Annotated in this window: 12 protein-coding genes; 9 read left to right on the top strand and 3 right to left on the bottom strand. The window is 32.8% G+C overall.

Annotated elements, in window-relative coordinates:
- Positions 1-122: 122 nt before the first annotated feature.
- Positions 123-2,684 (top strand): zinc-dependent metalloprotease, encoded by a 2,562-nt coding sequence (locus tag IWX80_RS16155; RefSeq protein WP_196854350.1) that lies wholly within the window; start codon positions 123-125, stop codon positions 2,682-2,684.
- Positions 2,685-3,025: 341 nt separating this feature from the next.
- On the opposite strand, the gene IWX80_RS16160 is transcribed toward IWX80_RS16155, so the two are convergent.
- The gene (locus tag IWX80_RS16160; protein WP_196854351.1) at positions 3,026-3,751 is read right to left on the bottom strand and encodes a bacteriorhodopsin-like; all 726 of its coding nucleotides are present in this window, start codon (positions 3,749-3,751) and stop codon (positions 3,026-3,028) included.
- A gap of 112 nt (positions 3,752-3,863) precedes the next feature.
- Here IWX80_RS16160 and IWX80_RS16165 point away from each other — a divergent pair, with 112 nt between their 5' ends.
- Positions 3,864-4,760 (top strand): Brp/Blh family beta-carotene 15,15'-dioxygenase, encoded by an 897-nt coding sequence (locus tag IWX80_RS16165; protein WP_196854352.1) that lies wholly within the window; start codon positions 3,864-3,866, stop codon positions 4,758-4,760.
- A gap of 89 nt (positions 4,761-4,849) precedes the next feature.
- Here the strand turns inward: IWX80_RS16165 and dnaK are convergent, their stop codons facing one another.
- Complete coding sequence (gene dnaK, locus IWX80_RS16170) at positions 4,850-6,736, bottom strand: molecular chaperone DnaK (protein ID WP_196854353.1); 1,887 nt, start codon at positions 6,734-6,736, stop codon at positions 4,850-4,852.
- A 481-nt stretch (positions 6,737-7,217) separates the two neighbouring features.
- Between dnaK and IWX80_RS16175 the strand changes: the two genes are divergently transcribed.
- From IWX80_RS16175 to IWX80_RS16200, 6 genes are all read left to right on the top strand, one after another.
- On the top strand, positions 7,218-7,781 hold the full coding sequence (locus tag IWX80_RS16175) for a hypothetical protein (protein WP_196854354.1): 564 nt from the start codon (positions 7,218-7,220) through the stop codon (positions 7,779-7,781).
- A gap of 1 nt (position 7,782) precedes the next feature.
- Positions 7,783-8,106, top strand: coding sequence for a hypothetical protein (locus tag IWX80_RS16180; protein WP_196854355.1), 324 nt, complete (start codon positions 7,783-7,785; stop codon positions 8,104-8,106).
- Between the two features lie 203 nt (positions 8,107-8,309).
- Positions 8,310-8,708, top strand: a complete 399-nt coding sequence (locus IWX80_RS16185; protein WP_196854356.1) for a hypothetical protein — start codon at positions 8,310-8,312, stop codon at positions 8,706-8,708.
- A 226-nt stretch (positions 8,709-8,934) separates the two neighbouring features.
- A complete protein-coding gene (locus IWX80_RS16190) occupies positions 8,935-9,408 on the top strand; it encodes a hypothetical protein (protein WP_196854357.1) in 474 nt (157 codons plus the stop codon).
- Between the two features lie 350 nt (positions 9,409-9,758).
- Positions 9,759-10,583 (top strand): hypothetical protein, encoded by an 825-nt coding sequence (locus tag IWX80_RS16195; protein WP_196854358.1) that lies wholly within the window; start codon positions 9,759-9,761, stop codon positions 10,581-10,583.
- Between the two features lie 173 nt (positions 10,584-10,756).
- Entirely contained in the window at positions 10,757-11,656 is a 900-nt protein-coding gene (locus IWX80_RS16200) for an alpha/beta hydrolase family protein (RefSeq protein WP_196854359.1), read from the top strand.
- A 175-nt stretch (positions 11,657-11,831) separates the two neighbouring features.
- Here the strand turns inward: IWX80_RS16200 and IWX80_RS16205 are convergent, their stop codons facing one another.
- A complete protein-coding gene (locus IWX80_RS16205; RefSeq protein ID WP_196854360.1) occupies positions 11,832-12,212 on the bottom strand; it encodes a hypothetical protein in 381 nt (126 codons plus the stop codon).
- A gap of 261 nt (positions 12,213-12,473) precedes the next feature.
- Between IWX80_RS16205 and IWX80_RS16210 the strand changes: the two genes are divergently transcribed.
- Positions 12,474-12,911, top strand: coding sequence for an acyl-CoA thioesterase (locus IWX80_RS16210; protein ID WP_196854361.1), 438 nt, complete (start codon positions 12,474-12,476; stop codon positions 12,909-12,911).
- Position 12,912 lies beyond the last annotated feature (1 nt).

A 12,912-nucleotide genomic window follows, 5' to 3' on the forward strand; every position in this document is an offset into this window, starting at 1 on the left:
TATTTCTAAGTACTCTATTTTTCAAAATATATCAATAGATTTGAAGATTGAGGGCAAATAAATAGAAGATTCTCCTATTTATTTGCTAAAAACTAATTATTAACCATTATATGTTGTACTACATGTTAAAAAAAAAACTAACCCTAATTATTGTATTTCTGTTAATTTTTTCGGCTCCGGAGACATTTGCTCAAAGTAGAAAGAAAAGAAAAGCAGATAAAAATGCTGTTGCCAAAGTAGAGACCAAGGCAAATGATGCCAAGAAAGAACCAAAACCGTACAAAAAAGTTATTGATTCAACTGCTGTTACGCAACGAGGTCTTATCGACGTCCATAAAATAGACAACAAATACCTTTTTGAAATTCCGGATTCTATTTTAGGAAGTGAAATGATGACCATCACCCGATATTCTAAAACTCCGGCCGGAGGAGGAATTTTTGGTGGAGAAGAAATCAACAGACAAGTCGTTCGTTGGGAAAAAGGTTTGAATAATAATATCTTATTGAGATCTATTACCTACGTTATTATGTCTCCGGATGAAGACAAACCAATGGCTCAAGCGGTTAAAAATTCAACTTCAGATCCAATTATTGGAAATTATGATGTTCTGGCGTACAAAAAAGATGATGCTGGAAAAATCACAGGTTATGTAGTTGATTTATCCACTACTTTCGATGCTGATGTTCAAACTTTTTCTTTGGATCCAATTAAAAAACAACTGTTAAACATTCAGACGTTTCAAAAAGACAGATCATTTATCTCAAAAGTAAGTAGTTTTCCAATAAACACTGAAATTAGAAGTGTAAAAACCTTTACTACAACGCCACCAAAAATCAATACTTCACCAACACCAAAAATTGGAGTTGATTTGCCTTCGGCTTTAGATGCTGGAGTAATCACAGTGGAGATGAATACTTCTATGATTTTATTGCCAAAAAATCCGATGCGCAAAAGAGAATTTGATGCGCGTGTAGGTTATTTTGCAAATCAATATGGTGTATTTGAAGAGGAATCTCAAAAATCAGATACCAAAGTATTTGCGGTTAGATGGCGTTTAGAACCTAAATCTGCTGAAGACGCACAAAAACAAAAAAAGGGTGAATTGATTGAGCCTTTGAAACCAATTGTATATTACATTGACCCGGCAACTCCGGAAAAATGGAAAAAATTCATCAAACAAGGTATTGACGATTGGCAAATCGCTTTTGAAGCAGCGGGTTGGAAAAATGCAATTCGTGGTGAATATTGGCCAGAAAATGATCCAACAATGAGTTTGGAAGATGCTCGTTTTTCTGTATTAAGATATTTTGCTGCTGAGATTCAAAATGCTTATGGTCCTAATGTTCACGATCCAAGAAGTGGTGAAATATTAGAAAGCCACATTGGTTGGTACCACAATATCATGAGTCTTTTAAGAAACTGGTATTTGATTCAAACTGCAGCGGTTGATCCAGCGGCAAGATCAAAAAAGTTTGATGACAAATTAATGGGAGAATTAATTCGTTTTGTTTCTTCTCATGAAGTTGGACACACGTTAGGATTGCGTCACAACATGGGTGCAAGTTCTGCAACTCCGGTTGAAAAACTAAGAGATAAGGAATACCAAGAGAAAAACGGACACACTTCATCTATCATGGATTATGCGCGTTTCAACTACGTTGCACAACCAGAAGATGGTGTTACGGCTTTGTTTCCAAGAATTGGAGACTATGACAAGTGGGCTATCAAATGGGGATATTCTTATTTTGAAGACACAAAAAATGAAGCACAGGAAAAAGCTTTGTTGAATGAAATGACTAAGGAAGCATACAAAAACAATCGTTTGTGGTTTGGTTCTGAAACAAGTCCTTATGACCCAAGATACCAAACGGAAGATATTGGTGATAATGCAATGAGAGCTTCTGAATACGGAATTAAAAACCTTAAAAGAATACTTCCTAATTTATTAGAATGGACTAAAGAAGATGGTCAAAGTTATACTGAATTAGACGAGCTTTACAGCGCGCTTACAGGACAATTTAGAAGATATATGGGACATGTAACTAAAAACGTGGGTGGAATTTATGATTCTCCAAAAACCTATGACATGGCTGGAAATCAATTTCAAGTGGTACCAAAAGGTATCCAAAAAGATGCTGTAGCGTTCTTGAATACACAATTATTCACTACACCAAAATGGTTGTTAGATCAAAACGTACTTTCAAAAATAAACCCGGAAAGTGGTGTTGAAGCTATCAAAGGAATGCAGGATGCAACGTTGTCAAGTCTTATGGCAGGTGACAGAATGGTTCGCCTTTTAGAAACCTCAACTGTTAGTAAAGACAATTATTCTGTAGACGAATTAATGACTGATTTGAACAAAGGAATTTTCTCTGAATTGAAAAGCAATAGTTCTATTGATATGTACCGCAGGAATGTTCAAAAATTGTATGTAGACAAATTGATTGAATTGCTTAAACCAGGCACTGCAACTGTAAGATCGGTTCCTGTTGGAGTAACATATGGTTTCAATACCAGAAGAGTAAACTTAGCACAAACTGATTTACCTTCTATTGCAAGAGGCCAATTGAATGCATTAAAAAACGATTTAAAAATGTCTTCCGCCAGGATGTCAGACCGAATGAGTAAATATCATGTACTCGATTTGATCTCTAGAATTGGTGAAGCTTTAGATCCAAAATAATAGATTAAAAAGGGAAAATGTTCAAACAACATTTTCCCTTTTTTTTGCGCTTTAATGAATGTTGGTTTATCGTATGATTATATAAAATGTACAAATGCATCTCATGGTTATTATTAAGTTTTTAAACACGCATTAAACAAACCAACATTGTAGAGACTCACGTTCTAGAAACGCATTGCAGTGCGTTTCTACTTAATAATAAATAATAATAATAAAATAAAATCACCCGACTTGTTTCAAAAACAAGTCGGGTATTTTATTTCAAGTAATTCCATAAAAAAACCGGTCTATCGCTAGTCCGGTTTTCCAATCAAAATATTAAAAAAAAATAAAAAAAGGAATTAATCTTTTTGAGATTTTACTGCTAAACTGTAGATTACTAATCCAAACCCAATTTTGTTAATCGCATCAGCAATGTTGTACGCCACGTCAATATTACCTGCAGGAATAAATCCGTTGTACCATCCTGATGTTCCCATCATGTATCCTAAAGGATAAATAGACCATCCAACAAGGACGAACCAACATAAAATTTTGTGTGCTTTTTGAATTTCTCCACCAGCTGCTGCTGCAAGTTTTGAAGCTTCTCCCAGCCAAATCTCGTATACAATAGCAAAGTAAGCAACTCCGGAAATGAATCCCCATAATGCTGCGCTATCTGTAAATACTACTTCTCCGAAGTAACCTGTAACTAACATTACTATCGAATAAATAATCATTTTCCAAAGCAACGATTGCTTTGCTCCTGCTACTTTAAGTATCAGATAAAACTCTAAACACATCAACGGCACTGTAAGTACCCAATCTACATAACGAAAGAATGTAGGCGATTCACCAAATGATGCCCAATAATCTCTCATGTAGAAATAATGTACTGCAGCAATAAAGGTAATTAAACCGGATACTAGAACTGAAGTACGCCACTTTTTGTCAAACTGGCTCAAGGATAAAAAGAAGAATGCTGAAGCGGCCATCATAGCCATACAGCCTACAAAGAAAGTAAACCCTACGTAATCCGTTGGGGATAATTTTCCGACTAATCCTGAAATAAACATAAAATTTGTCATAAATAAATAATTTAAATGGTTTTTTGTTTAATCAAATATAGTAAAAGTTAAACAATAAAAAATCATTTTTGTTTAATATTTTTTAACTAATTTTAAACAATAATTAAAATTCATGAGAAATTATTCAAATATTGTAATTGTAGCAAGCTTTTTCGGACTTTGGATGGATTCCTTTATATCGACAAAAATCCAAATAATGTTGGGCTTCTTCTTGATTTTCACCTTTGGAATACTGCATGGTGCCAACGATTTACTTCTAATTAAAAATATTAAAACCGTAAAACAGTCCAATTCCTGGTTTAAAATACTCGGATATTATATAGTAGTGGTTTTAACAGGCGCTCTGTTGTTCTATAAAATTCCTCAAGTGGCGTTACTATTATTCATTCTTGTAAGCGCCTATCATTTTGGCGAACAGCAATGGCAAGATTTATTGGATACCTTTCCGAAATGGTTCCAAATGGCATTTCAATTTTTATACGGATTTATTATCTTACAGTTACTATTTGTTTTTCACTCCGGTGAAGTACAGAGTATTATTGTAAACATCGCCAATATTAATATTCCAAGTCAATACTTTGTGTTGCTTTTGCAAATTTCATCAATTGCTTTTATTGGCTTAAGTACCTATTTGTATTGGAAATCAGAAAAAATTAGAAAAAAACTACTTTTAGAATTCTTTTATTTGCTTCTCTTTGCAATCCTTTTCAAGTCATCGAGTCTGATTTGGGGATTTGCTATTTATTTTGTTTTATGGCATAGTATTCCTTCTATAATTGACCAGATTAAATTTCTAAATGGTTCGTTTTCATTAAAATATTTTATTGCTTATTGCAAAGCGGCAGGGATTTATTGGTTGATATCTATAATAGGAATTACACTGATCTATTATATATGTAAAGAGGAACAATTGTTTAATGCTTTGTTTTTCTCCTTTTTGGCCGCCATAACTTTTCCTCATGCGGTAGTGATTACTAATATGTTTGGCACAAAACAGACTAAAAAATAGAAACACATAAAAAAAACCGTTCACCAATGGCGAACGGTTTTCTAAATTAACAATAAAGACGGACAACAGTCCGTCTCTACGTGAAATTATTATTTTACTTCTTCGAATTCAACGTCTTCAACATTGTCTCCTTGAGCAGCATCCCCTTGAGGCTGTGCTTCACCTTGACCTTGTTCTCCTTGAGCATACATCGCTTCAGTTGCTTTTTTCCAAGCAGCGTTGATGTTGTCAAGAGCAGTTTGAATTGCAGGAATGTCTTGAGATTGGTGTGCCATTCTCAATTCAGTTAATGCATACTCGACAGCAACTTTGTTTTCATCAGATAATTTAGAACCTAATTCTTTCAATTGAGTTTCAGTTTGGAAAATCATTCCGTCAGCTTCGTTCAATTTTTCTGCTCTTTCTCTTAAAAGTTTGTCAGAATCAGCATTAGCTTCTGCATCTTTTTTCATTCTTTCGATTTCTTCAGCTGTTAATCCAGAAGAAGCTTCGATACGAATATCGTGAGATTTTCCAGTTCCTTTGTCAGTTGCCGAAACTTTGATGATACCATTAGCATCAATATCAAAAGTTACTTCAATTTGTGGAACACCTCTTGGAGCTGGTGGAATACCATCTAAATGGAAACGACCGATAGTTTTGTTGTCAACTGCCATAGCTCTGTCTCCTTGTAAAACGTGGATTTCAACTGTTGGTTGAGAATCTGCAGCTGTAGAGAAAACTTGAGATTTTTTAGTTGGAATAGTTGTGTTAGATTCAATTAATTTAGTCAAAACACCACCCATAGTTTCGATACCTAAAGATAAAGGTGTAACGTCAAGTAACAATACATCTTTTACATCTCCAGAAAGAACTCCACCTTGAATAGCTGCTCCAATTGCAACAACCTCATCAGGGTTAACTCCTTTAGACGCTTTTTTACCAAAGAATTTTTCAACTTCTTCAGCAATTCTTGGCATACGAGTAGAACCACCTACTAAGATAACTTCGTCAATATCAGAAACAGTTAAACCTGCATCTTTCAACGCTTTAGCAACTGGTGCCATAGAACGTTTTACTAATGAATCTGTTAATTGCTCAAATTTAGCTCTAGTTAATTTTTTAACTAAGTGTTTTGGTCCTGAAGCCGTAGCAGTTACGTATGGCAAGTTGATTTCAGTTTCAGCAGAAGAAGACAATTCAATTTTTGCTTTCTCAGCAGCTTCTTTCAAACGTTGCAATGACATTGGATCAAGACGTAAGTCAATACCTTCTTCAGCTTTAAATTCGTCAGCTAACCAGTCAATAATTTCGTGGTCAAAATCATCTCCACCTAAGTGAGTATCTCCGTTTGTAGACAATACTTCAAAAACTCCGTCTCCTAATTCAAGAACAGAAATATCAAATGTACCTCCACCTAAATCATAAACAGCAATTTTTTGATCTTTACCTTTTTTATCTAAACCGTAAGCAAGTGCAGCTGCAGTTGGTTCGTTGATAATACGCATTACTTTAAGACCTGCAATTTCACCTGCTTCTTTCGTAGCTTGACGTTGTGCATCATTAAAGTAAGCTGGAACAGTAATAACTGCTTCAGTAACAGTTTGACCTAAATAGTCTTCAGCTGTTTTTTTCATTTTTTGAAGTATCATAGCTGACAATTCCTGAGCAGTGTATAAACGACCATCAATATCCACACGTGGTGTATTGTTGTCCCCTTTTACTACTTTGTAAGAAACTCTTTTTGCTTCAGCTGTAATTTCTGAAAAAGAGTGACCCATAAAACGTTTGATAGAAGCAATAGTCTTAGTTGGATTAGTTACCGCTTGTCTTTTAGCAGGATCTCCTACTTTAATTTCTCCACCTTCAACAAAAGCGATGATAGATGGTGTTGTTCTTTTTCCTTCTGCATTAGGAATAACAACTGCTTCATTACCTTCCATTACAGAAACACAAGAGTTGGTCGTACCTAAATCAATTCCGATTATTTTACCCATTTTTAATATATTTAATTTTATTGTATACTTGTTTTAATGACTCGAAGTGCATAAGTCAATCTTTGTGCCAATACAAAATGGCCTATTAAATTGTCAGTTTATGTTAAAATTGGCGTAAAAAAATCTGACAAGATGACATTTCAGAGGGTTTGTCATTCTGGCGGAAGTCTGAATCTGGAGCTCTCTCCCGCTCTCCGCTGTATCTTTTCTTTTTTAAAGAAAAAAAGAAAAGGATGCCGCTGCTATCGGGGCTAGGAAATCTGATTCCTAAGTTTATTTGTTTCTGTTCGATTACTTTATCAATTTCAATACCAGTAATTCGTAATAAATGAACTACATTAGCAGAACTGTAAAATACTATTTGTAGCGTAAAGCAACCTGATTTTGGGTGAATATGCGCTAGTTTGTAGCGGGTATATACAAGTTAGCGGTAATTTTACCAAAAAAGAACGAATTTAGTAATCCAATTCAATAACAATAAATGATAAAAAGAGACGATTACTTAATGATAATTGAAGAAATCAGAAATACTGATAAAAAATCAATTGACGAGTTCATTGGGAAAATTCTTGAACCATTAATACTTGAAAATGAAAACTTCATTGAAATTCTCTATAAAGACATTTATTATTTAATAAATGATATAGATAAAAAAGGCGAAAACGATTTGTTGATTAAGAATGGTAGTTTAGTAATTGAAAATGGTGGCATAAAATTGACAGGTTACCAATCAAGATTGCACAACTTATCAATATGGTTGCATATGGAAATCTCTAAAAAAATTATTGAGAAAAACCCATTAACTTTCATAGAAAGTATGCAGAATTTTGAAAATAATTTTCTTAAAAAACCAAACTATACACCTGAATATAAAACCAAACTTGACAAAATAAAAAGTAGTTTAAAAAAAGAACGTAAATTGAATTTAGGAGAAAAAGAAAATTTTTGGAATAAGATTTTTGATATTGATAATCTTGAGTTGAAACCTAATATCGCAGGTATTGGCGTAAATTTTAATGAGATAATTAACAAATTCAGAAAATAAAATGGAAGTAAAATTTGATTTAGTAAGAATTGGAAAAATTAGAAAGAGTTCCATTGCAGAAAGAATTCTCAAACACAATGTTGACTTATTGAGAAATGATATTCGCTCGTTTTTAAAAGATGAAAATATCAATAATAAACATAATACTGTTCATATGGTAATGATAATTCCCGGAAAAGGTTATAATGTTAAAATAGCTTTACAGGATATTAAAGATTTACATATCAAAAAAGAATTAAAAAATAATTTTCCAAATTCTATTTATAAAGGAGAATATTCAATTATTATGGATAATTTAGAAAATAAAGTTTTTGGAGGCTATTAAACTTAAAAAAAAACTACCGCTAACAGCCGTTTGGCGAGATTGGGGTTTTAGGCTGAATTTAAAGTTGGTCTTGTATTTGGAAAATTTGTGTTTAACCGAAAAATCTCGCATCTTTATTCCCCAACTTCGCCAAGCGCCAGAACGTTAGCAGCAAATATAAAATTAGATTGACCAAAAATCAGAAATAAATTATCTGAATAAAAATGCAAATAATAAAAACATTCTTCGAATACTTCTATTATAGAATTGCAAAATTGAATTTTAAAAATGGAAATCAAAACAACGCAATTATAAGCGTAACCGTATGTCAGTTTCTAATTTTGGGGAATTTGTTATTGGCAATATACATTTCAATTTTTCCCGAAGTTAAAAGAAAATTCAACATCTATGAATTAGCATTTATTGTTTTACTCTTTTTTGGAATTGATTATTATAACAGTAAAATTTACAAGGATAAATATGACGAGTTTGACCAAAGGTGGAAATATGAATCCAAAAGAGAAAAATTAACAAAAATGGTTTTTATAATATTATTTATAATCTTTGCGTGGTTTTTAGTTTTTGTGAATGCATTTATATTTGATAGATTTAAAAAATATTAGATAAAAAAAACACTACTAATTTAATAACCAAAATGAAAAATATCAGCTGCTAACAGCTGTTTTGAGCTAGCTGGAGTTTAGTGGAATTATCGTTTCGCATCAAGTTTTCGTTAAGCCGAAAACTGAAAGGTTACGAACTTCCAGCCATCTCAAAGCAGCATAACGTTATAGGGCAGTTTTTCGCTCCGAAAAGAACCGAATGAATTTCAATAAAATATAATGAAATATGGAAAAAAGAGTTAAAAAAAACTCTGATTATTGGTATGATATAATTATGGGAGCAATTTTAACTTTCATAATTATTTATTTTACTGGAAATATTATTTTGACAAAACTAGAATTAGAATTTTTGAAAATTTATTACTTATTATTCTGCATAATCGTTGTAATTTATTATCAATGGAAAGATGATAATTTTGAAGCCTTAGATACTAAACTAACAGCGGAAGAAAACTTCGAATTAACCCTGAAAACTTTAAAAAAATTAAATTGGGAATATGAAAAAGATTCAGGTGAAATTAAACTCACTTGTAACAAATATTTATTGAAATTTCTAAACGTAATTATTATTCCAAAAAAAGAAAAAATATATTTTAATTTTAAATATCATTCAACTTTAAAAACTGGAAGATTGCCTTTCTTTTTTGGAATTAGTACATTTTTAAAATGGAAATTTAAAGATAGACTAATAACAGAATAAATATTAAACCGCCCTATAACAGCTACTACAACGGATTTGGGCAATTGGTTTAATGGAAAGTTAGTTTTGTATTTGGGATGATTTGGAAAACCCGAGTAATGGGCTTAATTTAGTCCCAAACCCGCTGTAGTAGCGGGACGTTAGTGGGAAGCAATCAGAAAAATCGTAAAAAAAACAACATTAATAAAAAATATTATTATATTAGCCCAACGATAACTCGACAAAAAAAGGACAATGGTGTAATGGAAACACACTTGCTTCGGCAAGAGTCTAATCGGGTTCGATTCCCGGCGGTCGAATAAAGCCATTGACTATATTCGACCGTCGGAGTTATCGTAAATTCATAATCTATGTACGCCGAACATTGTAAAAATCTTCTTGAAGTTGAAAATGGTATTGATCGAATTGAATTGGATTTGCGTCGTTTTATATCAATGAATGACATCAAAAACGAATATACTTACACAAAAATTTTATCTCAATTAATTACGTGCTGGGCAGAAGTAAGAATTATGAAGGTTTTGCACGAATTAAATGCTTTCACTCAAATTGAAATTGATTCAATTCTACAAAAAAGAAGTGCAACCCTTCAAAGTAAATGGGAGGATTCTGTTAAATCAGCATTTACAAAAGCGTATACTCTTAATTCTACTTTACCAATTGGCCAACAACTAAATGTTGTTAATCAATCAAGATATATCCAAATAATGGATTTAATTGCTAATGACCTTTCATTATCAATTACACTCCGAAACCGAATAGCCCACGGTCAATGGCGAACTGCTCTAACAAGTAATTTGAAATCAGTTTCATCTACTCTCACACAGCAAATCATTGATGAAAATATAGTTAGCTTACAACTTAAGAAAAAAATAATGATTGGGTTAGCACTAATAATTAACGACCTAGCTGTATCTCCCGCAACCTTTGAAAGAGACTTTGACAAGCATTACAGACTTGTTGCTGAAAACAAGGTAAATCTTCATAACCGAAACTATTCTGATTATCGAAACAAAATGATTCTAAAATATCAAAGAGGTTTGGAGAAAAGAAGAGCTTTGGAAACTTCTCAAACAATTCGATTAAAAAATAACTGGTTTACACGAATTTTTAAAAGGTTCATAATTTTGCCAGCCACTAACACACGCTACAAGCAATTTGGGGATATGGCTTAATGGGAAAATTGGTTTTGTATTTGGGAGAATTTGCTTCGCCTGTTCGCTGTCGCTCTGGTGGCAAGTCAGAAAATCGGGCTTAATTTAGTAATAAACCCGCCGTAGCGCCAAAACCTTGTAGGCAATGCTAACGCAGACTGGAGAAACTAACATAATTTTTATATTGAACCAAAATGAATATTAATTTTTTTTCTAACTTATTTCTTTGGTTATTATTAATCATTTTACCAGATATGGTGTTTTCTCAATCGGCTGACTTTACCATTCAAGATGTAAAGTTTGAAAGTCAAGGTGTCACTCTTGCAGGCTCGATTATAACGCCTAAAAAAGTATTAGCAGCAGTTGTAATTGTTCATGGATCTGATCCTGTAAAAAGAGAAATGGAGTTCGCTAAACGTCTTGCCAAAGAAGGTATTGCTGTATTAACATATGATAAACGTGGAGTTGGAGAATCAGGCGGTGTATATGTTGGACCATCTGTTGGCACGAATAATATTGACATTACAAATCTTAATTTATTATCTCACGATGCAAGTGCAGCAGTATATACATTTCGAACTTATTTGAAGGATAAAAAAACACCAATTGGATTGGTTGGCTTCAGTCAAGCAGGATGGATAATCCCAATTGCTGCAAGCAAAAATCCACAAATAGAATTTATGGTTTTATTTAGTTGCCCAACAATTACAACTTTAGAGCAACTTCGATTTCAGTTTTATACTAATGGAAACAATAAATTTTGGGAAAATCATACAGAATCAGATGCTCTCGAACATACTAAAAATGACCCGGACAGGTATCAATTTTCCACTACTGACCCAAAAAATTACTTGAATACTTTTTCAATTCCAGGACTTTGGCTTTTTGGTGAGAAAGATATCCAAATTCCCGTAAAATTGTGCATAGAGCAATTGAATACATTTAAAGTTCAAGGTAAACCTTTCGAATATACTTTGTTTTCAACATTAGGACACAATACTTCTTCTGACAATATTACAGCACCTGTTGATATTTCAATTCAATGGATAAAACAGAAAGCTTTGAACATTAAAAAGTCTAAAGCATCAAAATAAAGTACTGACTATAATAGTAAGTAAACATTATTTATTTCATCAGTACTTATACTTTTATATTTTTTAAAGCAAAATTATTAGATTTATTTAGTTGCTAAATTTTATAAGCAAATTTTTATAAAACCATAGTAACTTTTTGCGCTAGCCTTAAAGCAACATTATAAAATACAATCACTTAACGCACCGCCTTAGTTGACTTACCAACGGTCAAATAAACATGCGTATTGGGATACAGGAATTCAATTTTAGTATTTTGTGCATTTATCCGCATTTCTACCTGACCTTTCTCATTTTCTAAAGTGTAAAACGCATAATTTTTATCTGGAGAAAAAACACCGGAGTCTACAATTTTATATTTCATTTTTGTAGCCGTGAGAAAGAAAACCACAGTACGCTTTTGAGTGTCAAGAAACACAAATGAGTATTCATTCCCTACCGTATTACATTCCCCTTTTTTGAAAGGTTGCTCGTCAATGCAATAGCGTTGCACATTAAACACTTGTTCCTGAGCATACAAACTACCCGACAGCAACAACAAAAACATTATTTTTTTCATAAAAAGTACTTGATATTAGGATCCGGAATTGGACACAACTTTTTACCAGTACAAAAGACAAGCCACATTTCTTTTTTGAAGAAAAAAGAATTCATAAAATCCCCAACTACTTTTGGTAGCATAACCTTAAAATAGAATTAAAAGGTTCATGAGTTCCTTTCATTCCACATATTATTCGTAGTTTTGACCGTAACAATGCCTCTAAATTTTGTTTTTAAAAATCCAAAATAATAGTGCAAACAACTTTAAACTAAAATAATAATGACTTCATTTAGTAAAGAATTATCTTTTCGTTGGTCTGATCTTGACCCTAATTTCCATGTTCGACACAGTGCTTATTATGACTTTGGTGCGCAACATCGTATCGAAATTCTGGAAAATCTTGGATTAACTATGAAGGTTTTGCGTTCACAAAATTTTGGTCCAATCTTATTCCGGGAGGAATGTGTTTTTAGAAAAGAAATACTGCTTTCAGATAAAATAGTTATGCATACCAAAATTTCTAAAATGAGACCGGATGCCTCACGCTGGTCAATAGTCCACGAATTTATGAATGACGACAATAAACTTTGTGCCACTATAACCGTGGATGGAGCCTGGATGGACACAAAACTGCGCAAAATAGCCGACCCAACACCCGAAATAGCGAGGGACGCTATTCGTAATTTCCCAAAAACTAATGATTTTCTAGAACTTTAAA

The sequence above is a fragment of the Flavobacterium sp. CAN_S2 genome, assembly GCF_015752255.1.
Lineage (GTDB): Bacteria > Bacteroidota > Bacteroidia > Flavobacteriales > Flavobacteriaceae > Flavobacterium.